The organism is Rothia amarae, from assembly GCF_014705945.2.
Lineage (GTDB): Bacteria > Actinomycetota > Actinomycetes > Actinomycetales > Micrococcaceae > Rothia > Rothia amarae.
Map to the genome: position 1 here is coordinate 1607507 of NZ_CP061538.1, position 23651 is coordinate 1631157.

At 52.6% G+C, this 23651-nt stretch carries 14 protein-coding genes and 3 rRNA genes; 1 reads left to right on the forward strand and 16 read right to left on the reverse strand.

What is annotated here, in order from left to right; translation table 11 throughout:
* Window positions 1-7: 7 nt before the first annotated feature.
* From IDM48_RS07605 to IDM48_RS07615, 3 genes are all read right to left on the reverse strand, one after another.
* Complete coding sequence (locus tag IDM48_RS07605; protein ID WP_190616791.1) at window positions 8-1753, reverse strand: acetyl/propionyl/methylcrotonyl-CoA carboxylase subunit alpha; 1746 nt, start codon at window positions 1751-1753, stop codon at window positions 8-10.
* The gene (locus IDM48_RS07610; RefSeq protein WP_238397931.1) at window positions 1746-3362 is read right to left on the reverse strand and encodes a 5-oxoprolinase subunit B/C family protein; all 1617 of its coding nucleotides are present in this window, start codon (window positions 3360-3362) and stop codon (window positions 1746-1748) included. Before IDM48_RS07610 ends, IDM48_RS07605 begins: the two co-directional genes overlap by 8 nt.
* A 78-nt stretch (window positions 3363-3440) precedes the next feature.
* Window positions 3441-4205 carry a LamB/YcsF family protein gene (locus tag IDM48_RS07615; protein ID WP_190616793.1) on the reverse strand — a complete coding sequence of 255 codons (765 nt, stop codon included), beginning with the start codon at window positions 4203-4205 and terminating at the stop codon, window positions 3441-3443.
* A gap of 209 nt (window positions 4206-4414) precedes the next feature.
* Between IDM48_RS07615 and IDM48_RS07620 the strand changes: the two genes are divergently transcribed.
* Window positions 4415-5611: an NRAMP family divalent metal transporter gene (locus IDM48_RS07620; RefSeq protein ID WP_238398076.1), complete on the forward strand. Its 1197-nt coding sequence runs from the start codon at window positions 4415-4417 to the stop codon at window positions 5609-5611.
* A gap of 81 nt (window positions 5612-5692) precedes the next feature.
* Here IDM48_RS07620 and xerD read toward each other — a convergent pair whose 3' ends face one another.
* The 13 genes from xerD to IDM48_RS07685 all read right to left on the reverse strand — a co-directional run bounded on the left by xerD (window position 5693) and on the right by IDM48_RS07685 (window position 23550).
* A complete protein-coding gene (gene xerD / locus IDM48_RS07625) occupies window positions 5693-6667 on the reverse strand; it encodes a site-specific tyrosine recombinase XerD (RefSeq protein WP_151147466.1) in 975 nt (324 codons plus the stop codon).
* A complete protein-coding gene (locus IDM48_RS07630; RefSeq protein WP_083147286.1) occupies window positions 6667-7410 on the reverse strand; it encodes an NUDIX domain-containing protein in 744 nt (247 codons plus the stop codon). Before IDM48_RS07630 ends, xerD begins: the two co-directional genes overlap by 1 nt.
* Window positions 7411-7436: 26 nt before the next feature.
* On the reverse strand, window positions 7437-9146 hold the full coding sequence (gene recN, locus IDM48_RS07635) for a DNA repair protein RecN (RefSeq protein WP_190616795.1): 1710 nt from the start codon (window positions 9144-9146) through the stop codon (window positions 7437-7439).
* The gene (locus IDM48_RS07640; protein WP_151147470.1) at window positions 9143-10123 is read right to left on the reverse strand and encodes an NAD kinase; all 981 of its coding nucleotides are present in this window, start codon (window positions 10121-10123) and stop codon (window positions 9143-9145) included. The genes recN and IDM48_RS07640 overlap by 4 nt, the downstream gene beginning before the upstream one ends.
* Before the next feature lie 87 nt (window positions 10124-10210).
* Window positions 10211-10948 carry a TlyA family RNA methyltransferase gene (locus IDM48_RS07645; protein WP_190616797.1) on the reverse strand — a complete coding sequence of 246 codons (738 nt, stop codon included), beginning with the start codon at window positions 10946-10948 and terminating at the stop codon, window positions 10211-10213.
* Entirely contained in the window at window positions 10945-11124 is a 180-nt protein-coding gene (locus IDM48_RS07650) for a hypothetical protein (RefSeq protein WP_068171672.1), read from the reverse strand. Before IDM48_RS07650 ends, IDM48_RS07645 begins: the two co-directional genes overlap by 4 nt.
* Window positions 11114-12106: an HAD-IIA family hydrolase gene (locus IDM48_RS07655; RefSeq protein WP_190616799.1), complete on the reverse strand. Its 993-nt coding sequence runs from the start codon at window positions 12104-12106 to the stop codon at window positions 11114-11116. The genes IDM48_RS07650 and IDM48_RS07655 overlap by 11 nt, the downstream gene beginning before the upstream one ends.
* A 2-nt stretch (window positions 12107-12108) precedes the next feature.
* Window positions 12109-13650: a hypothetical protein gene (locus tag IDM48_RS07660; protein WP_190616800.1), complete on the reverse strand. Its 1542-nt coding sequence runs from the start codon at window positions 13648-13650 to the stop codon at window positions 12109-12111.
* A gap of 241 nt (window positions 13651-13891) precedes the next feature.
* Window positions 13892-14008: ribosomal RNA gene (rrf, locus tag IDM48_RS07665) — 5S ribosomal RNA — on the reverse strand.
* A gap of 102 nt (window positions 14009-14110) precedes the next feature.
* Window positions 14111-17201, reverse strand: a 23S ribosomal RNA gene (locus IDM48_RS07670).
* A gap of 340 nt (window positions 17202-17541) precedes the next feature.
* Window positions 17542-19071 (reverse strand): 16S ribosomal RNA (locus IDM48_RS07675).
* Together the 16S, 23S and 5S rRNA genes form the textbook arrangement of a ribosomal RNA operon.
* Window positions 19072-19845: 774 nt before the next feature.
* Window positions 19846-21156, reverse strand: a complete 1311-nt coding sequence (gene tyrS, locus IDM48_RS07680) for a tyrosine--tRNA ligase (protein ID WP_190616802.1) — start codon at window positions 21154-21156, stop codon at window positions 19846-19848.
* An 84-nt stretch (window positions 21157-21240) separates the two neighbouring features.
* Window positions 21241-23550: a HelD family protein gene (locus IDM48_RS07685; RefSeq protein ID WP_420803871.1), complete on the reverse strand. Its 2310-nt coding sequence runs from the start codon at window positions 23548-23550 to the stop codon at window positions 21241-21243.
* Between the last annotated feature and the right edge of the window lie 101 nt (window positions 23551-23651).

The window sequence follows — 23651 nt, forward strand, 5'->3', positions numbered from 1 at the left end:
TTCTAGGTTACGCGAATTTGAGGAGGGTATCTCCTGCCTGAACGCGTTCGCCGGCTGCAACCTCAAAGTGCGCCACTGTACCGTTCGCATCGGAGAATACAGGAACCTCGGTTTTCATAGCTTCCAGTAACGCAATCTGCTCACCCTGCGATACCTCAGCGCCTTCTTCTACCGTGAAGCGAATTAGAACACCACCCATCGGCGATACCACGCCGGTGGCAGCAGCGGGTTCGGGAACACCGGCGCTAGCACCATTTCCCATAGCGGCGAATACAGCGTCGGGAATGCCGATTCGTTTAGGCGTTCCGTCTATTTCCAGGGCAAAGCGGGTAACGCCCGTGCCGGGCAGAACCTGAGCGCCCACGGGAATCAGGCCCTGTTCGTAGTGGGGATCAATCTCCAGATCGTCGCCCAATACGTCTTCAATCCAGGTGGTGTAGATTCCCAGTTCGCCGTCTTCTGATTTGAATGCTTCGTGCTCAACCATCATGCGGTCAAATGGAACGACAGTGGAAACACCGTTGATTTCTAGCTGCTTGAGCGCATGAACTGCGCGGCGGAGGGCTCTCTCGCGAGTGGTTCCGGTGACGATAAGTTTAGCCAGCATCGAATCAAAGCTGCCGTCGATAACGGTGCCTGCGCGCACGCCTGAGTCCCAGCGGATACCGTGTCCGGTAGGCACGTTAATCGAATCGATAGTTCCCGCTGAGGGCAAGAATCCGCGACCGGGATCTTCAGCATTAATACGGAATTCGATGGCGTGCATGATGGGTTCTGGCATTTCGGTATAGGCGAGGGGCCCCCCTGCCGCTATATCAAGCTGCATACGTACAAGATCGACACCTGCCGATTCTTCGGTCACCGGATGCTCTACCTGAATACGGGTATTTACTTCGAGGAAGGAAATTGTGCCATCGTTTGCAATCAAGAATTCGCAGGTGCCTACACCGGTGTAGCCGGCTTCAGCAAAGATATCCTTGGAGGCTTTCTCCAGCGTCTTAATTTGTTCGGTCGTTAGGAATGGTGCCGGTGCTTCTTCAATGAGCTTTTGGTGGCGGCGCTGCAAGGAGCAGTCGCGGGTTCCCAGGACGACGACGCCGCCGTGCTGGTCCGCTGCCACCTGAGTTTCTACGTGGCGGGGCTTGTCGAGGAAACGTTCTACGAAGCATTCGCCATTTCCGAATGCCCCTACTGCTTCTCGTTGAGCCGATTCGAAAGCGTTCTCAATTTCGTGCATTTCCCGCACCACGCGCATGCCGCGTCCGCCACCACCGTGGGCTGCCTTAATGACGATGGGAAGTCCGTGCTTTTCAGCAAATTCGCGCGCTTCAGCGGGGCCTTCGACCGGCCCGTCGGTTCCAGGAGCCAAGGGAGCGTTGACAGCGAGCGCAATATCGCGAGCTTTAACTTTGTCACCGAGCGCAGTAATTGTTTCGGGTGAAGGGCCAATCCAAATCAGTCCAGCATCGATGACTGCCTGCGCGAATTTGGCGTTCTCTGCGAGAAAGCCATAGCCGGGGTGCACAGCGGTAGCACCAGATTTTTGTGCAATATCGAGAATTTTTTCAACATTGAGGTAGGTCTCTGCAGGGGTAATACCGTCGAGAGCGTAAGCTTCGTCGGCAAGTACTGTGTGCAGTGCTTGCGCGTCCGAATCTGCGTAGATGGCAACGCTTTCGTAGCCTTCTTGAGCGCAGGCGCCGATGACGCGTACTGCAATTTCACCGCGGTTTGCAATCAATACTTTACGCACGGGTGTTCTCCTGTTCGTTGGCTTCGCCGTCTATCTCGAAGCGTGTAAATCTAATGGTTGTTCCGGGCTGGCTTTGAGCAAGTAGCCTCAGATCGTGGGGGTGAACGCAAGCAATCACGGGGTAACCACCGGTGACGGGGTGGTCGGCTAAGAAGACGACCGGTTCACCGTTTGGCGGCACCTGAATCGCCCCCGAAACCATGCCCTCGCTGGGTAGTTCTTCGGTGTTGGCGCGTTCTAGGATTTGTGTATCGGTACCGTAAGATCCGCTTTCTTGCGGCGCAAGCCTGATTCCGATGCGATTGGAATCTGGGCTGACCGTCCATTCGGTACGGAAGAATCGCTGTATTGATTCGGGGGTAAACCAGTCATCACGCGGCCCCACAATTACTCGAATGAGATTAGCTTCTTGCGGGTTAGGCAGTGCCGGGGCAATCACTGGGTGTGCGACGGCAATCCCCGTTTTTTCGGCAACATGAAGGGAATCTCCGGGCTGCAGTGGGGAGGGCCCGATGGATGACATCGTGTCGGTGGAAAAGCTCGTTGCAGCTTCCTCCGCCGCGAACCCGCCGCGTATTCCGAGATAAACGCGTAAGCCTTGCTCGGCAACACCGACACGCAGGGTCTGGCCTGCCATGAGCGCAACGGGTGCATCTTGCGGCACCACTCGATCGGGCTGGGCAGGTTCGGTGACAATAGCAAAGGTGCGTGCTCCAGTAAGGGCTACTACCGTATCTTGCTGCGCCTCCACAACGAATCCGCCCATGAGCGATTCGAGGACGGTCGCCGAGGGCATATTCCCTACTAACAGGTTGGCAGCGTGAGCAGCTACAGGATCAGCAAACCCCGCCGGTGAAACACCCCAGTGGGTGAGTCCGCTACGACCTTCGTCTTCGAAGAGCAGTTGCGCGCCTGCAGTTTTCACGGTCAGCACCGAGTCTGTTGAGGGTTCTGACACAGTAGATTCGGGCGTGGCGACGTCGATGTGCTCACGCACCGCGCGAAAACGCACCGTATTACCCGGTTCAAGAAGCGCAGGAGGATTCTGGGAGAGATCCCACAAGGGTGCATTGGTATGACCGATGAGTTGCCAGCCACCGGGAGAAGTGCGGGGATAGATACCGGAGAACTGTCCTGCCAGACCGACGGCACCGCTGGGTACCGCGGTACGGGGTGATGCGCGTCGGGGAACTTCTAGAACGTTTTCTTCAGCGTGCAAGTAAAAAAAGCCTGGAGCAAATCCGGCAAATGCCACAGACCATTGTTGCTGCGTATGAGCCTCAATGACTTTCTCGATTGAAAGCCCGGTGTGCTCTGCGACGTCTGCTAAATCCTCGCCATCGTACACCACATCAATCAGCTGTTCGCGGCTTGCTTCCCTGCGAATATCGGTGCTAGCCGCGCCGGTAAAAGTGCGCGCAAAAGTCAGAGCTTGATGCGCTTGCTCGAAACGCACCAGCACGGTTTGTGCCGCGGGAATGAGCTCAACCAGCCCAGCTGGCGGTTGATGCTGAAGATGGGAATGCACGGCGAGCGCCGCGCTGAGATCTGCACACTCCACCAGAATGGAGGTCAGACCGAATCGCTTGAGCATTGGAGGTGCAGTCACCTATTGCTCCTAACAGATAGTTCTCAATATTGAACTCAAAGATTGTTCAACAATATTCATCGTATGTGTTTGCGTTGATTAAGCGCAAAAGGAACGTATCTCAACGTCATGTGCGGTCAACGTTTCCCGCACTTTTTGAGCAATGGCAACTGCCCCGGGAGTATCCCCGTGAACACAGATACTTTGAGCATCGAGCGTTACCGTTGAGCCGTCATTAGCAACGACCGTTCCTTCTGTTGCCATCTGCAACACTCGTTGCGCAACTTTGTCTACATCATGGATGACTGCCCCAGGCTGAGTTCGGGGAACCAGGGTACCCTCGGGGGTATAACCCCGATCAGCGAATACTTCATGAACCACCGGAACGTTGAGAGTAAGAGCTTTACGCTCGATTTCACTGTTGGGCAAGCACAGAATCGGAAGGTCTGATCCGAATTCTTTGACGGCGTGCGCCACAGCCTCTGCTTGTTTTTCGTGGTGAACAATTGCGTTATAGAGACCACCATGGGGCTTGACATAGGAAATCCGGGTTTTAGACGCGCGGCATATAGCCTCCAGAGCACCCATTTGATAGAGCACAGCGGCGCTGAGTTCAGCCGGGGTCATGTCCATAAAGCGGCGACCGAATCCCACCAGGTCAGGGTAGGAGACGTGCGCGCCAATGGACACGTCATTCTTTGCTGCCGCTTCAACGGTGGAGCGCATCGTCAGCGGATCTCCTGCATGAAAGCCGCAGGCAATGTTAGCGCTGGAAACAATCTTCATCATGGCGGCGTCATCCCCCATTGACCATGAACCGAACGCTTCACCTGAATCCGAATTGAGATCAACTGTACGAGTCATCGCTCTTCCTTTCGTGTAAGACAGAGATAGACAACACACGAAAGTGTGCTTTATTGTTGAACAATAATAACCTGAAGCCATTCTATGGCTTAGTTAACAACATTTCATCTTGGCGTTTCCCTCGACCTTCTGGGCGAGTATTTTAATAAGGAATATCTGTGGCAGATTTATCACCCACACCTACTTCGGTAGCTGACTCCCGGGAGAACATCAAAAAGGGCGGCCGTTCGGTTCTGCTTGGGGCTCTCTTTCTCATGGCGACCAGTGCAATTGGTCCTGGATTCATTACGCAAACCGGCCAATTTACCTATCAGATGGGCGCGTCATTCGCTTTTGCGATTCTGATTTCGATTTTGATTGACATCGCTGTGCAGCTCAATGTCTGGCGCATCATTGGTGTAACCGGTCGCAAGGCACAGGATCTCAGCAATGACGTCCTGCCAGGTCTTGGTATTTTCCTCGCAATACTTGTGGCGCTCGGCGGTTTTGTTTTCAACGTTGGTAACGTCGCCGGTGGCGGTCTGGGTTTCAACGCGATGCTGGGCATGGATCCCACTGTCGGTGGCATCATCACAGCTGTTTTGGCTATCTTGGTCTTCCTCTCCAAAAAAGCAGGGGCAGCGCTGGATAAAATTGTGGTCGTCTTGGGTGTCATCATGATTTTCGCTACCGCGTATGTAGCAATCGTGTCTAATCCTCCAGTAGGTGAGGCTCTGAAGAACACCATTCTTCCCGAAACCGTTGACTTCGCCGTCATCACCACCCTGGTGGGCGGTACCGTAGGTGGTTATATCACTTATGCTGGTGCGCACCGCATGATTGACGCCGGGGTCAAAGGTCCCGAGTACGTCAAAGACATCGCAACCTCTTCTGTAACCGGCGTTATCGTCACCGGTCTCATGCGTTTCTTGCTGTTCCTCGCTATCTTGGGCGTTGTAGCCAGCGGCGCGGAATTTGCTAAAGAATCTTCTATCGCTGCTCAGGCGTTTGGAATTGCAGCGGGCGAAATTGGAACCCGCCTGTTCGGCCTGATTCTGTGGGGTGCAGCAATTTCTTCGGTGATTGGTGCAGCCTATACTTCGGTATCCTTTATCACCTCTGAGAAGACCTCCATCACCGTCAAGAATGCTTTGACCGTCGCGTTCATTGTTGCCTCTACCTTGGTCTTCGTGCTGGTGGGCAAGACTCCTGCGACATTGCTCATCGTCGCCGGTGCAGTCAATGGTCTTATTCTTCCCGTTGGCCTGGCAGCTCTGCTCATTGTTGCCACCTTCAAGGGTAAGAAGCTTCTCCGCGGTTACAAGTACCCTCTCTGGCTACTTATCGCCGGTTGGTTGAGCTGGATTTTGACGGTCTACTTGGGCATTATGTCCCTGGGCGGAATCGCCAAATTGTGGCAGGGCTAAAAATTTAGTGATTGTCTCCCAAAATCCCGATGCTGTTTAGCATCGGGATTTTTGCTGTGGGACGAGCTCACCGCGAATTCTTTAGAGAGCCCTGGGATGGGCGGAAGCAAATACTTCACGTAGGGTTTCTGGTGTAACGCGGGTATAAATCTGAGTAGTGGTCACCGACGCATGCCCTAATAATTCTTGCACTACACGGATATCTGCGCCACCTTCCAGCAAATGTGTAGCGTACGAATGACGCAGCGTATGAGGAGAGATTTCTGCCTCCAGTTTCGCTCTCTCAGCCGCTTTTTTGAGAATGAGCCAAGCGCCCTGCCGCGTGAGCCGGCCGCCTCGGGCATTGAGAAAAACTGCCGCCGTCCCCTTGCCGCGTGCGGCAAAACCAGGCCTGGCTCGGACCAGATAGTCGTTGAGAGCGCATGCTGCATACGAACCGACAGGAACCATACGTTCCTTATTACCTTTGCCAAAAAGACGCACGACGTCGTGCCCGGCCGCTTCGTCGTCTCCTAGCGCAGTGTGAATAGAAAGATCATCCAAATCCACGCCAATAACTTCGGAAATGCGAGCACCTGTAGAGTAGAGAAATTCAAGAATCGCCCGATCGCGTAAACCCGTGGGAGTACTGATATCAGGTACTTCCAAGAGCTGAGTTACCTGTTCGACGGCGATTGCTTTAGGCAAACGCGCCCCGGGCGTAGGCGGGTGAACGGAAGCAGCTGGGTCCTGAGCTGTTATTTTTTCTCGTAGCCAAAACTTGTGTGCCCCCCGAATAGCAACAATGATACGAGCTACGCTGCGGGCGCTGAGAGACTTCCCCGTGCTCCTGGCAGGTTTTTCAGCTAATTCAGTAGCAAAATCTCTCACGTGTTTTTTGGTAATGACCGTGGGGTCAATAATCCCAGAATCTTCTAAAAATCTCTGGTATTTGAGTAAATCCCTCCGATAGGACTCCACCGTATTTTTTGCCAAACCACGCTCGATGGTGAGGTACTGAAGATAGGTTTCGATTGCGGATTCTAAAGCAGTCACGCGCTGGTGCTCGCGGGGCATTAGCGACCTTCAGCGGGGCGGATTTCCCCTCGAAAGTCAGGATCTCTCAAATATGGGTGAGCGTCGAGAGGAGCCTGGGCAGAATAGAGCGTTTCAAAGTTTCGTGCTTGCGCCGCAGCAACCGCCAAAATAGCGTTCGTTGAGCTGGCATTGTGTATTCGGCCAGAGAGCACAGCTGAAACAGCTTCATCCAAATCAACCCAGCGCATTACGATTTCTGATTCTTCGTGTTCGCGCTCTTGTTGCTGATCGCGGGGGATTTGACTAATTCCTCGGGCAAGATAAATCCGGCACATCTCCCCCATACCACCGGGTGAATTATAGAATTCCATGAGCGAATCCCACTGTTCTGCCTGGATAAAAGTTTCTTCGGCGAGTTCTCGTGCTGCCGCTATCTGCGGGTCTTCGCCGTCGATATCTAGCAGACCAGCAGGGATCTCCCAGAGGTTCGCACGCACCGGATGCCGGTATTGATTTATAAGCAATATTTGATTGTTCTCGTTGAGAGCAGCTACTGCGACGGCACCGGGATGCAACAGAAAGTCACGTTCAAAGGGTTCTGCGCCTTCTTCGAGGGATATCCCCTCTCGGATAACGTCCCAGACATACCCCTCAAATTTGGTGGATCGTGATGTCACGTATCGGGGGTTCGCAATATCGGCTATAGTCTTCTGGTTCTCGGCTATTTGCGGCGCGTTAAGTCGCGCAGCTTCGCCCACCGATGGGTTGAGGTTCTGTTCCATTTTTCCTCTACTTTGAACGCTAAAAATTACTTGGCTTTCTTGCCCATTTCGAGTAGTTCGCGGGCATGCTCCTGCGCCGATGCAGATTGATCGTGCCCCGCCAGCATACGTGCCAGTTCCACCACGCGCTGTTCGTCTGAGAGCACTTCAACGCGGGACAGCGAGGCATCATCATTTTTCAACACCAAAATATGCTGATCTGCAAACGCTGCCACCTGAGGCAAATGCGTGACCACCAATACCTGCACATGTTGGGCAAGCATGGCAAGACGTCGACCAATTTCTATAGCTGCTTTACCGCCGACACCTGAATCCACTTCGTCGAAGATGAAGGTGGGTACCGGATCGACTTCAGCGAGCACCACCTCTAAAGCCAGCATCACGCGAGAGAGCTCGCCTCCGGAGGCACCTTTACCCAGCGGGCGCGGATCCGCCCGCTGATGAGGCTGGAGCATGAAAGTTACGGAGTCTTTACCGTGCGAAGAGAACTTTTCGGTCTCTTCCACCGTCACGACCAAGGATGCATTTGGCATCGCCAGAGCTGTTAACTCCTCTGTTACAGCGCGAGCCAGTTTCACCGCCGTTTTTTCTCGCAGTGTGCGGAGCTGGTCAGACTGCTCGGTCAAGGTCTCCCTAAGCTCCCGCAACTCATTTTCAAGGGCTTCAGCACGGGCTGGATCGTCGGCAAGCGATTCTAGTCGTTCCCGCGAGCTTTGCGCCCATTCCAACACCTCCGCTATATCCGCACCGTATTTACGGGTTAGTGATTTCAGTTGTGCTCTGCGCGTCTCCACTTCGGCAAGCCGCTCTGGTCCTTCTGAATCAAGGTTAGATAGGTACGACGAAATGTCTTCGACGATGTCAGTCACGTGAATCAACGCTTCATTCACTCGCTGAGCAATAGCTTCAATATCTTCATCAGCAGCTGATTCTTGATCCAACGCTGAACGAGCGGAATCAAGAAGGGCCAGTACGTTGGGGGCATCAGCCTCCCCGTACTCGCTTCCCGCAAGAGCCGTTGAAGCGGTCGTCGCGGCGATACGCAGTGCCTCCACATTGGAGAGCTTGGCGGATTCGCTCTTCAGGGCTTCGTCCTCGCCCTCCTGCGGATTCACACGATCGATTTCTGCTAACGCACCCTCTAATGTTTGCGCTTCCAATGCGCGAGCGCGGGTATTTTCGCGGACTTCTCGCAGTTCGGCGGCAGCAGTACGGAATCGTTCGTAGTTCACCCGGTATTTCTTTTTTAACCGCGCTAATTTTTCTCCCGCGTAGGAGTCCAAAGCATGGCGCTGTTCAGCAGAAGATTTGAGGCGAAGCTGATCCGACTGTCCGTGAACAGCAATCAGATGCTGCCCGATATCGGATAGCGTACTGATGGGTGCAGAGCAACCGCCGACGTGCGCGCGGGAACGCCCTGCTGCAGATACAGTCCGCGCAAGAAGGAGCTCGCTGGATTCTGCATCTAGTTCTTCTATCGAGCCTCCTGCGTCTTCGGCGAGGGCTAGAGATGGGTGGTCATGTGGCAGTTTAATAACGGCTTCTGCCAGAGCATTTTTTGCTCCCGACCGTACGGAATTAGCATCGGAACGATTGCCCAGTAACATTCCCAATGCAGTTACTACCATGGTCTTGCCCGCACCGGTTTCACCGGTCAGTACAGAAAACCCCGGTTCTAACGGCAAACGAGCATCGGTAATGACACCGAGGTCGCGAAGGTGAATTTCCTCAATCACTCGTTTATATCCTTCGTTATCTGGGGAAGTGCAGTAGTATCTGTTCGGCGAATTGGCCCCCTCCACCCTTCGGTGGGAAGTTCAAATTTTGCGACTAATCTCTCTGCAAAAGGTACAGGGTGAATGCGCGCAAGTCTCACCGGTTTAGACGATTTCGAAACTTCGATACGCGAACCTGCGGGGATTTCTTGGTTACGTCGGCCATCGCACCACAGCACCGCGTTTTGACCGTATTCTGCAGAGATTTCTACTGCGATAGTCGACGACGGTGCAGTAACGAGGGGGCGCGAAAACAGGGCATGAGCGGCGAGGGGAACAATCAGCATGGCCTCAACCTCTGGCCAAACAATAGGACCACCGCCGGAGAACGAGTAGGCGGTTGATCCGGTGGGAGTCGCCATGACCACCCCGTCACACCCAAAGGTACTAATGGGGCGGGCATCGACGTCAATAGCAACTTCAATCATTTTGGCGCGGTTGCCTTTTTCCACGCTGGCTTCGTTCAGAGCCCAGGTCGCCCCAATTTTCTTACGCCCGTGCCAAACTTGCACGTCGAGCGCCATGCGTTCTTCAACTTCGTAGTCGCTTTGCACGATACGGGAGACAGTCTCCTCTAAATCTGACTCTTCCGATTCAGCGAGGAACCCCACATGTCCCAGATTGACTCCGACCAGCGGAATTTCGGTGTGTCGAATCATCTCGGCAGCGCGCAAAATTGAGCCGTCTCCGCCGAGCACAACGCCGAGCTCGACTTCGTTGAGAGCCACCGACTCACGCATCACTTCAACCGGAACCGGTTCTTGCCACCCCTCCAGAAGCGATTCGAGATCAGAACGTTCCATCACCGGGCTCAGGCCTGCACCGTAAAGTTGGGTACAGGCAAGACGGGCGGCGCGGCGGGCGTCATCACGGCCGGTGTGCGCAAACACCAGAATTTTTCGAGTGAAAGAGTCATGAGCGGTTTGGAAAAAAGTCACGTATCTAGACTATTCCACTCATGAGCTCTTGTGAACTAAAAACGCCTTAAATTCGAATAAGTATTCGAATTTAAGGCGTTGATTAATCTATGCTTTCTTACACCACAAAAAGAATTCGAGGTTTCCATCTTGCCCTGGTAGCGGGCTTTGTTGTTGCCCCGAAACCTCTAAACCGGTCTGCTCTGCGGCTGCATACACTTTATCTAAAGCCATCTGGTGTGCCTGGGGATTATTGACTACGCCACCTGCTCCAATAAAGTGTTTTCCCACTTCAAATTGAGGTTTGACCATCAGCAGCAAATCACCCCCGTGCTGAGTTGACCTCGCTAAGGCGTCCATAACCAGGGTGAGAGAAATAAACGATAGGTCAGAGACCGTCACCTCTACTTCTCCGCCAATCATATCTGGCTTCAGGTAGCGGACATTGAGTCCCTCAAAAACTTCCACCGAGGGATGGTCACGAAGCATGGGCGTCAACTGATTATGACCTACGTCAACTGCCATCACGGAAGCCGCCCCTCGCTCAAGTAACACCTGGGTAAAACCGCCTGTCGAAGCGCCGGCGTCCAAACACCGTTTACCTTCAAGCCGAATCTGAGGGAAAGCTTCTAATGCTCCGGCGAGCTTATGACCGGCTCTCGATACATATCGTGTCAGGTCTGAAGACGCAACTTGGCAAAAATCCTTCTCCCCCACGAGTTGCGAACTTTTGAGCGCAACCTTGCCGTTGACTTTGACATTTCGCTCAGCAATCAACTTAGCAGCTAAGGTACGTGAGGAAACTAGACCTCGTTCAACCAGTGCTTTATCTAAACGTAAGCTCACTCGTCAGGCTCCGCAGGTTCTTGCGCCGTTTCCATCTCATGAATGAGATGAGCGTTGAGACTTTCATACCGCTGAATTCTTTCGATAGGATCTAACGCCAGCACCGCCTCAAGTTCTTTTTCGAACTCAATCAACTCATCGTGGGAGGTTTCTTCAGATTCGGGTTTACTGTTCATGAACGATTTCCTCCGGAGATGTGGGAACGTCAACGTGAGGATGAGCTGCCCACCAAGCTGCGCAGCTAACTCGCCAAAAGTTGAGGTGGTCTGAATCGCCGGACACAGCAAGTTTATTTCCAGTAACTAAAGCGCGATGAGTAGCACAAGATGCCTGTGCTCCATTGGTCTCAATAGAAACTTCGATATCGGGATAGTCTTCGAAAAGTTCACCCAAATTCTTCAGTAGGTAGGTTGGCCGTTCCAGAGGTATTGCAGCCAAAACAGACTCGACGGTATCAACACCGGTAATTACGCATGCCGTCGCCATCTGGGCCCGGTTTCCGCCTTGGATATCGGTATCTAGACGGTCCCCTACCACCAGAGCCTGAGAGCTCTTGAGTTTTTTTGCTCCGGTGGTGAAAATAGCTGACTCAGGTTTTCCAGCAACCAGAGGAGTTCTCCCCGTTGCAGTGGCTACAGCATTCACCAGCGTCCCGTTACCCGGTGCAATTCCTCGTTCTTTAGGAATCGTCAAGTCAGTGTTACTCGCTACCCACACAATATCCGGGTCAGAGAGAGTAAAGGCTGCTTCGGCAAGGTCGACCCACCTTAGTTCAGGGTTAAACCCCTGCACGACGGCGGACGGTGAATCATTCTGTTTCCAGACCGGTTCAAACCCGGCATCTTTCACGCAGTCTGCGAGAGCTTGCGCACCGCAGATAAGAACTTTTGCACCGGGTGTCACTTGGTCTTTAAGCATTTCAGCTGCCGCTTGAGCAGAGCTGACCACGTGCTCGCTATCCGTTTTGACACCAAGCTTCACCAGGTGCTCGGCAACGGTGCTCACACTTCGGGAGGCATTATTGGTAACGAATGCGACCGGCACGCCCATATCCTGCGCTCGGTTGAGAGCCTCCGGAGCCCCTTCAAGAGCGAAGGGGCCAGCGTAGACTACGCCGTCCAGGTCAGAAAGTATGCTATCGTGCCGGTCTAACAGCATTATTAGTCCTCGTGGTTTTCTTTTCGTTCGGTCTCGGTTTTTGATTCCTCGTCGAAAGACTGCAGGTTCTCTTCGGAAGCTTGTTCTTCGCTCACTGTGGTTTCAGCGGAGCTCAGTGCGTCTTCATCCTGCTCATCTTCCTCAACGAAGTCGTCGTCTTCCTTTTCATAGATTTCAGACTCTTCCGTCTTAATTTCGATGTCAGTGAGAGAAACCGAAGGTTCTTCCTCGTCTTCAAAGAGCTCGGGCTCGCCGAAGATATCGAAGATTTCGGGTTCTGCGAATTCGCCCTGTCCCAACGCAGCTTCAGTAACGATTGCGAGTCGGTACCAGCGAGTGGCTTCTTTTTCTCGCCCGTCTTCTTCAAGAAGCGCACCGTAAGCTTCAAAGAGGCGAGGGCTGTAGTCGAATCCACGCTGGCTATTGAGCTCGGGAATCTCCAGCGCCTCAATAGCGCCTGCTAAATCGCCCTGGTCGTGTTTGATACCGGAGACCACAATGGCGGTTTCTACTCGCTCAGCGGGCTTAAGTTCTAGCTGCTTCGATTCCTCTGCCAGTTCAAGAGCTTTTTCGATATGTCCCAGCGCGCGTTCGGTGTCAATCAGCACCGCTAGATGCTCATCTGAGCCGGAGATACGACGATGAGTACGGAGCTCACGCAGAGCAAGTTCAAAATCTTCTGCTACATAGGCGGCGATGCCGGCGGCTTCGCGTACCGCTGCGATGCGGCCTGCGCGGCGAGTTGCAGCTTGAGCATGCTCTAGAGCGAATTTGGGGTCGATGTCGAGGTAGCGGCCTGCCATCACGAGGTGCTGACCGACGACGTCGGCGTTATCCTTTTCCAACGCGCGAAGCTGGCGCAATACTGAGCCATCGAGTTCGCGACCGGTTACATCGGTGTCGATTTCAGGTCCTTGACCTTTCGACGGGCGGTAACCGGCTTTGGGAGCTGCGCTGTCGCGAGCATTGCGACGCTGCTGACCTCCGCGCTGATGTCCGTCTGAGAAACGACTCTCGTTGTTGTTAAAACGCTTGTTCTCTGAACCGCGACGCTCATTGCGGGAATCAGAACGATAACCATCGCGATCACGATTCTGATGTCCCCGGTTATCGCGATTATTAGAGCGGAATCGATCTGATTGTCCACGTTCGTTGCGGTAGCCGCCCCGGTCTTCACGGTTATCGCGGCGACCACCAAAACCACCACGATCATCACGATGCTCACTATCCCGACGGAACCCACCACGACCACCCTCATTACGATCGTCTCGGCGTCTTCCAAATCCTCCGCGGTTATCGCGGCGACCATCGCGGAACTTACCACCCTCATTACGATCGTTACGGCGGTAGCCGCCTGAATTGCGTGAAGCGCGGGAATCTTCACCTTCCTTACGGTTACGATCGCCGAATGACTTTTCTCCAAATTTATTGCCACCGCGGTCACGGCTATATGAGGAGTTACGGTCATTACGCTTATTGAACCCACCTGATCGGTGGTTTGATTCACGGTTATAGTTGGATTCGCTGCGCGATGATTCTGACAAGAATACTCCTCTATGAATTTGGCGTGGAGAAAGTTCCACTGAAGATACCGTTCCCTATTTTATAGGTCATAGTTTATCTTGGGCAGAGCCTGATAGAAATTGAGGTGCGTTTTCCCTTACATCAGGATAGATCCTATTCCCCATTGATTGCAGAAAAGGCCTTACTTCGACTGTAGAAAGCTACTTAAAACAAAAATAGCCTTGGAACTATGCTCCAAGGCTATTCAAGTATCCCAATAAAAACCGGCGGCGACCTACTCTCCCACACCGTCCCCAGTGCAGTACCATCGGCGCAAAGAGTCTTAGCTTCCGGGTTCGGGATGGAACCGGGCGTTTCCCTCTTGCTATAACCACCGCAAATCTATGAAATTAACATGTGCCTATCTTCTTCGTTGAAGAAGAGTGTTTTGTTATTTCAAAACCATACAGTGGACGCAAACACAACCAAACCAAGAAAAAAATATGTAAGCCTTCGGTCTATTAGTACCAGTCAACTCCACAAGTCTCCAGTCCTTGCTTCCATACCCGGCCTATCAACCCCATCATCTATAGGGAACCTCACACAACACAAAGTTGCCAGGAAATCTCATCTCAAAACAGGCTTCCCGCTTAGATGCCTTCAGCGGTTATCCCTCCCGAACGTAGCCAATCAGCCATGCACCTGGCGGTACAACTGACATACCAGAGGTTCGTCCGTCCCGGTCCTCTCGTACTAAGGACAGCCTTTCTCAAATTTCCAACGCACGCAGCGGATAGGGACCGAACTGTCTCACGACGTTCTGAACCCAGCTCGCGTACCGCTTTAATGGGCGAACAGCCCAACCCTTGGGACCAACTCCAGCCCCAGGATGCGACGAGCCGACATCGAGGTGCCAAACCATGCCGTCGATATGAACTCTTGGGCAAGATCAGCCTGTTATCCCCGAGGTACCTTTTATCCGTTGAGCGACGGCCATTCCACAATGTACCGCCGGATCACTAGTCCCGACTTTCGTCCCTGCTCGACCTGCCAGTCTCACAGTCAAGCTCCCTTGTGCACTTACACTCAACACCTGATTGCCAACCAGGCTGAGGGAACCTTTGGGCGCCTCCGTTACTCTTTAGGAGGCAACCGCCCCAGTTAAACTACCCATCAGGCACTGTCCCTGAACCAGATCATGGCCCGAAGTTAGACATCCAATATGACCAGAGTGGTATTTCAACAACGACTCCACACAAACTAGCGTCCATGCTTCACAGTCTCCCACCTATCCTACACAAGCCACACCGAACATCAATACCAAACTATAGTAAAGGTCACGGGGTCTTTCCGTCCTGCTGCGCGAAACGAGCATCTTTACTCGTACTGCAATTTCGCCGAGTTCATGGTTGAGACAGTAGGGAAGTCGTTACTCCATTCGTGCAGGTCGGAACTTACCCGACAAGGAATTTCGCTACCTTAGGATGGTTATAGTTACCACCGCCGTTTACTGGGGCTTAAATTCTCAGCTTCGCCCAAAGAGCTAACCAATCCTCTTAACCTTCCAGCACCGGGCAGGAGTCAGTCCATATACATCGTCTTACGACTTCGCATGGACCTGTGTTTTTGATAAACAGTCGCTTCCCCCTGGTCTCTGCGACCCATACACGCTCGGGGCAGCAAGTGCCCTCCACGCTCAAGGTCCCCCTTCTCCCGAAGTTACGGGGGCATTTTGCCGAGTTCCTTAACCATGATTCTCTCGATCGCCTTAGTATTCTCTACCTGATCACCTGTGTCGGTTTAGGGTACGGGCAACTAGAACCTCACGTCGATGCTTTTCTCGGCAGCATAGGATCACCAAATCCCCCACAAACGGGGTCCCATCACGTCTCAGGCAAACACCAGCGCATTTAACAACCGGATACCCTACACGCTTAGACCACGACAACCATCGCGTGGCTCGGCTACCTTCCTGCGTCACACCTGTTAATACGTTTACCTCCACTCATCGGGTCCTGCAACCCACAACAAGCTCCCCCACAAAGTGAGGGTTACAAGTCGCTTCGCACAGTTAGCATCAAAATATCAGTATGGACGGTTCTTCGTCGGTACGGGAATATCAACCCGTTATCCATCGACTACGCCTGTCGGCCTCGCCTTAGGCCCCGACTAACCCAGGGCAGATTAGCTTGACCCTGGAACCCTTGATCATCCGGCGCACGGGTTTCTCACCCGTGATTCGCTACTCATGCCTGCATTCTCACTCGCATACCCTCCACCACTAGTTCACACCGCAGCTTCACCGGATACACGACGCTCCCCTACCCAACATGTCTAAAACACATTGCCATAATTTCGGTGGTGTACTTGAGCCCCGCTACATTATCGGCGCAGAATCACTTGACCAGTGAGCTATTACGCACTCTTTCAAGGATGGCTGCTTCTAAGCCAACCTCCTGGTTGTCTCAGCAACTCCACATCCTTTCCCACTTAGTACACGCTTAGGGACCTTAATTGATGGTCTGGGCTGTTTCCCTCTCGACAATGAAGCTTATCCCCCACTGTCTCACTGCCGCGCTCTCACTTATTGGCATTCGGAGTTTGGCTGACGTCAGTAACCAATACGGCCCATCGGCCAACCAGTAGCTCTACCTCCAACAAGAAACACACGACGCTGCACCTAAATGCATTTCGGGGAGAACCAGCTATCACAGAGTTTGATTGGCCTTTCACCCCTATCCACAGCTCATCCCCTCCATTTTCAACTGAAGTGGGTTCGGTCCTCCACGACGTCTTACCGTCGCTTCAACCTGGCCATGGATAGATCACTCCGCTTCGGGTCTAGATCCTGCCACTCAAACGCCCTATTCAGACTCGCTTTCGCTACGGCTTCCCCACACGGGTTAACCTCGCGACAGAACACTAACTCGCAGGCTCATTCTTCAAAAGGCACGCTGTCACCCCACAAGGCTCCAACGGCTTGTAAGCACACGGTTTCAGGTACTATTTCACTCCCCTCCCGGGGTACTTTTCACCATTCCCTCACGGTACTGATTCACTATCGGTCATCAAGAAGTATTTAGACTTACCAGGTGGTCCTGGCAGATTCACACGAAATTCCACGAGTTCCGTGCTACTCGGGTGATCAACAATCGGCGTGCCACATTTCGGTTACGGGACTCTCACCCTCTCCGGCCATCCATCCCAAGATGTTCACCTACACAACACAACATCGACTCAGCAGGCGATTGAACCTACCACGCTGACTCCCACAACCCCCATGATGCAACCCTCAACCGGTATCACACACCACAGGTTTAGTCTCATCCGCTTTCGCTCGCCACTACTCACAGAATCATTATTTATTTTCTCTTCCAGCGGGTACTGAGATGTTTCACTTCCCCGCGTTCCCCCCAACCAGCCTATACATTCAACTGGTGGTAACACACCTCACAGCATGCTGGGTTCCCCCATTCGGAAATCCTCGAATCAACGTCCTGTTATCGACTCCCCGAGGCTTATCGCAGATTCACACGTCCTTCATCGGCTCTTGATGCCAAGGCATCCACCGTGTGCCCTTAATAACTTACAAAACACACAAATAATCAAAGATCATTCAAAAATATCTAAGTTTGACAAAATCAAAGAAACACACAACAAACCCACAAAGAGTCCATTGAGCAGTTTCCAGAAGATGCTCGCGTCCACTATACAGTTCTCAAACAACAACCCACCCACACCATCAAGAACAACCACAACAGTCGAACCATCCAATGCGCCAGGCAAAAACAAGACAACAAACAACAGCTTGCAGCCTCAAAACCCAACAATGCGCCTCATCCAACAACCAAAACCAATATTCCACCCATGAGCAAACCACCCACATAACACTCGTATGCGAAAGCGGCCAACCAAAAAGTTGAGCTCCTTAGAAAGGAGGTGATCCAGCCGCACCTTCCGGTACGGCTACCTTGTTACGACTTAGTCCCAATCGCCAATCCCACCTTCGACGACTCCCTCCCAAAAGGGTTAGGCCATCGGCTTCGGGTGTTACCAACTTTCGTGACTTGACGGGCGGTGTGTACAAGGCCCGGGAACGTATTCACCGCAGCGTTGCTGATCTGCGATTACTAGCGACTCCGACTTCATGGGGTCGAGTTGCAGACCCCAATCCGAACTGAGACCGGCTTTTTGGGATTAGCTCAACCTCACAGTATCGCAACCCTTTGTACCGGCCATTGTAGCATGCGTGAAGCCCAAGACATAAGGGGCATGATGATTTGACGTCATCCCCACCTTCCTCCGAGTTGACCCCGGCAGTCTCCTATGAGTCCCCACCATAACGTGCTGGCAACATAGAACGAGGGTTGCGCTCGTTGCGGGACTTAACCCAACATCTCACGACACGAGCTGACGACAACCATGCACCACCTGTATACCAGCCCCGAAGGGAAACCCCATCTCTGAGGCGGTCCAGTATATGTCAAGCCTTGGTAAGGTTCTTCGCGTTGCATCGAATTAATCCGCATGCTCCGCCGCTTGTGCGGGCCCCCGTCAATTCCTTTGAGTTTTAGCCTTGCGGCCGTACTCCCCAGGCGGGGCACTTAATGCGTTAGCTACGGCGCGGAAAACGTGGAATGTCCCCCACACCTAGTGCCCAACGTTTACGGCATGGACTACCAGGGTATCTAATCCTGTTCGCTCCCCATGCTTTCGCTTCTCAGCGTCAGTTACAGCCCAGAGACCTGCCTTCGCCATCGGTGTTCCTCCTGATATCTGCGCATTTCACCGCTACACCAGGAATTCCAGTCTCCCCTACTGCACTCTAGTCTGCCCGTACCCACTGCAATACCGGGGTTAAGCCCCGGTCTTTCACAGCAGACGCAACAAACCGCCTACAAGCTCTTTACGCCCAATAATTCCGGACAACGCTCGCGCCCTACGTATTACCGCGGCTGCTGGCACGTAGTTAGCCGGCGCTTCTTCTGCAGGTACCGTCACTTTCGCTTCTTCCCTGCTGAAAGAGGTTTACAACCCGAAGGCCGTCATCCCTCACGCGGCGTCGCTGCATCAGGCTTGCGCCCATTGTGCAATATTCCCCACTGCTGCCTCCCGTAGGAGTCTGGGCCGTGTCTCAGTCCCAGTGTGGCCGGTCACCCTCTCAGGCCGGCTACCCGTCGTCGCCTTGGTGAGCCATTACCCCACCAACAAGCTGATAGGCCGTGAGCCCATCTAAAACCAGTACAAACCCTTTCCACAAAAAACCATGCGGTTCCTTGTCATATCCGGTATTAGACCCAGTTTCCCAGGCTTATCCCAGAGTCAAAGGCAGGTTACTCACGTATTACTCACCCGTTCGCCACTAATCCAACCAGTGCAAGCACCAGTCTTCATCGTTCGACTTGCATGTGTTAAGCACGCCGCCAGCGTTCGTCCTGAGCCAGGATCAAACTCTCCGTTAGAAAACAAAAAAGCTTGAATAACCTGATCTCAAAATAAAAACGAAACAATGATTCAAACGCCACACGGGGTACGGTGACTCATCACTGCTTCAAGCTGTCATTCTGATAACCAAAAGGTATTCAAAAATACATATAAATATTTGGTATCAGTTTCAGTCAATAAGCCTCCCCAATATTTATGAGAAAAGGAGGCCATTTATTGAACAAAGCACACTATTGAGTTCTCAAACAACAAACCACACGAACCAATCACACCACTCATACCGTGGCAACTGCAGAACGTCAGTCAACATCTTGTTTACATTTTTCGCTACCCTCATCGGGGCAACTCGTCTAGCTTACCAGGTGTCCAGCGACCATGCAACACGAACAACCGTGAAACACACCACATTCTTTCAATCAGAGCAACCAGCAAAACCAGCCACAAACCCGAAGAAAAACACCCTATAAACTTATCCGAACCACCGTCTGACTAGGAGATTCTTTCACTCCCTCGCCCCGGCGACTCGTACTACTTTACACACTCCACAACACCCCCGCAACTCCAGCTTGATAGAGCTGGCTCACATAACTGTCGTTTATTGAATACTCATCTTTCTACCGAGAGATGTTTTACCTAGTAAATCAGGGGTTTTTAACGTCCATTAGACAACACTGTGGCGTATATCAGTAATCTGTTTCACTCAAAATACCTTGACATTCCTAATAAAAAAGCCGAAATCAGACCTGAAGGTCTGATTTCGGCTTTTCACAGCGTATAGAGAGTTAGAACGGTTAGGAATTCCGAACTTCTACTACTGCCATGTTCTTCTTTCCTCGACGAACTACCGCATACTTGCCATGAAGTAGCTCCAGAGCTGCAATGGCAGAATCCTCGCCCTGTACCTTTACGTTGTTGACTGAAGCACCGCCCTCTTTCAAAGTTCGTCGTGCTGCTGACTTCGATTCAGAAAGACCAGTCTCAGTCAAAACCGTAATCATATCTAGCTGGTCCGGAGTCACTACAGCATGCGGTAACTCAGCTGTTGCAGCAACCAGAGTGTCCTCATCCAAATCTGCCAATTGTCCCTTACCAAAGAGTGCCTCTGAAGCAGCAATAACCTTTTCAGTTGCTTCCACGCCGTGGACCAAAGCGGTCACTTCGTAGGCCAAAGTCTTCTGACCCAAACGCTTGTAAGGTTCCTCTTCAACTGACTTCTGGATTTCAGCAATCTCATCACGAGTCTTGAAGGTGAAGACTTTAAAGCGATCAGCGACGTCGGCGTCGGCAGTATTGAGCCAGAACTGGTAGAAGGCATAGGGGGTGCACATCTGCGGATCAAGCCAGATGGCGTTGCCCTCAGACTTACCAAACTTAGTCCCATCAGAATTAGTGATGAGTGGTGTCCCCAATGCATGAACGTGCGCACCTTCGACCTTACGAACCAGCTCAGTACCGGAGGTAAGGTTGCCCCACTGATCCGAGCCACCACACTGCAAAGTAACTCCGTACCGGCGATTAAGTTCTAAGTAATCGTTACCCTGCAGAATTTGATAAGAGAACTCAGTGTAAGAAATACCCTCATCAGAGTTCAGGCGCTTTGCCACAATCTCTTTTTTCACCATGGTTCCCACACGGAAGTTCTTACCAATCTCCCGCAAGAAGTCAATAGCCGATAGCTCCGACGTCCACTCCAAGTTATTCACCATTTGAGCAGCATGGTCGCCCTTGAAATCAAGGAAGCGCTCAATTTGACCGCGCAGTTTTTCGACCCACCCCTCAACTACATCACGAGAATTAAGAACTCGCTCTGATGTCTGGCGAGGATCACCAATCAAACCGGTAGCACCACCCACCAGCCCGAAGGGATTATGACCAGCCAGCTGAAGACGACGCATCGTCAGCAACTGCACCAAATGACCCAAATGAAGTGAAGCCGCCGTGGGATCATACCCAATATAGAAGTTCACCGATTCTTCAGAAAGAGCCTTTTCCAGTGCAGCTTCATCGGTACTCACATGCACCAGACCGCGCCACTTGAGTTCCTGCCAGATGTTCTCGAAAGAATCATCATTGTGCTGCGTTTCAAGAATGCTGGTTGACACTCTTTCTCCATTCATTAGCATTACGTGCTTACTTCATTACTAAGGTACAAACTACCAGGTCGCTATCACTAGCGGTCTGAGCCGCTAAGACTCTAATCCTGAGGGAAATTCCTCGGCCCCAATCAGGTACAGGCGCTGAGTCGGACGAGTCATCGAAACATACAAGTCTCCAATAGAGCCATTAGCTGCCCTCACTAAATCATTGGGTTCGACGATAATAACCACATCAAACTCAAGCCCTTTTGCCTCCCAAGGAGTGAGTACCAAAATCTGATTTTCCAAGGCGGTCTGCGATGTACCGGTCTTATCCCGATGTGCTCGTGCTACCGCATTAGCCACCTGAGCAAATTTTTCTGGAGCAGCAATGACACCGATCAAGCCTCCGGCAGCAAACCGAACTTCTTCCGTTACCTTATCCACAACAGTAGAGATAAGATCTTCAGATTCAACATGTATAAGGAAGGGTGGACACTCCCCCTCTCGAACAGCTCGCGGGGCTGATACATCTTGACCAGCCGCCTGCGCCACGGCAACAGCCGCATCAGAAATCTGAGCGGGGGTTCGATAATTGACGCTGAGCGTATCTAATTCGAAACGCTCCCCCACGAACGGCTCCAACGCGTCCTGCCAAGAATGAGAAGCAGCTGCTGAAGACGCCTGAGCAATGTCTCCGACAATAGTGAAAGACTTCATGGGACAACGACGGAAGAGAAGCCGCCACTGCATCGGTGAGAGTTCTTGAGCCTCATCGACCACCACATGCCCATACGCCCAGGTGCGATCTGACTTAGCTGCCTGAGCCGCCGTCATGCGCTGAGCACCCGTCTCGTTATAAAAAGCAATTTGCTCGGCGGTAATCACACCATCGACGCCAAAATCTTCTAGCTCATAATGCACATTTTCCAGCGCTTTGCGAGCATTCTCCAGGTTAGCTTTATGCTCCGCCGCCGCGCGAGCGGCTGCCGCAGCACCGGTAATCTTTCCAAAATCACCGAGCAATTCAGCAGCTTCATCAAGCAGCGGAACATCCGCCTCGGTGAAAGGAGCAGACGCAGGGCGGACCAACAAATCACGCTCCGCGTCAGTAAACTCCCGCAACGCCGAATCTAAATACTCGCGTTTGGAAAATAGCGAGCGTAATAGAGTCTCCGGAGAGATAGGCATCCACGCCAGATTCAAAGCCCGACGCACATCCATTGATTCACGGACATCGTCCTCAATATGCGGCCGATCTACCTGCCTGCCAGCAGCCTCATCCAGTTTTTCGTTCAGTTGCTGACCCAAGTCCCGGATCAGAATTTTCACAAAAGTCTCGCGTGCCTCATTATGGGGCTTTCCGGTTGAACGTGCTTTCTCCCGCGCATAATCAACCATTTTTGGAGTGAGCATGAGTTCGGTGGAATCTACCGTCAATCGCGTCGGTTCCTTGATGCGCTTTTCGCGGTCTTTCACCGCACGCTTGATAGCACGAACCATCCGAAGATCGCCTTTGAGTCTGGCGACCTGCGGATCGTTCTCTGGAACCGCGCGCAAACCCGGGTAAAGCGACGCCAGGGATGTCATCACAACGCCAGTCTCGCCCAAGGACGGCAGAACACGCTCGATGTACCACATGAACGAAGCGCTAGGTCCGACGACCAAAACACCAGCTTTGTTCAACCGCTCACGAAAGGTATAGAGCAAATAGGCCGCACGATGCAAAGCAACCGCCGTCTTACCCGTACCCGGGCCGCCCTGAACAACGCGGACACCAGGCAAATCAGCGCGAATAATCTTGTCCTGCTCCGCCTGAATAGTTGCAACGATATCGCCCATACGACCGGTACGCTTGCGATTGAGCGCAGCGAGAAGAGCGCCCTCGCCGTGCAAATTGTCCTCAGTATCAAGCATAGTGGAATCAAGAACATCATCTTCGATTCCCACCACATTGCGCTTTTCCAGCATCAAATGACGGCGGCGGCGGACATTCTGCCGGTCAAAAGCCGTTGCCTGATAAAAAGTGCCAGCCTCCGGCGCGCGCCAGTCAATGAGAAGACGCTCGTGTTCTTCGGTGGCCAAACCGATACGCCCGATGTATCGGGTCGTTTCATCGTCAAGATCGAGCCGACCAAACGCTAACCGGTGGTCTACAGCGTTGAGCTGCGCCAACCTATCCTCGTAGTGGCTGGCATACGCGTCTCGTTCCGAACGATTCTGGTGCGTGCCGATTGTTTGCGAACGCCGAATATTTTTGAGCTTGGCATCGGTATCTTCACGCATCTCGTCCAGACGTAAATACAACCGATTGACGTAGTCCCGCTCCAACTGCAATGCCTGAGCATAAGCGGCCTCAGCAGCTTCAGAATCAACCGGGGATACCGGGCCTCGAGCATTCTCCGAATTATGATCAGTCACGCACGTTTCTTTCTCTAAATTTAAAACTGAGACGTTCTAGTTTACGCGTCAAAAGGCCGCTTGGAAATAGGGCGGGTGCCCTTCAAAAGTTAAGGGTGGGA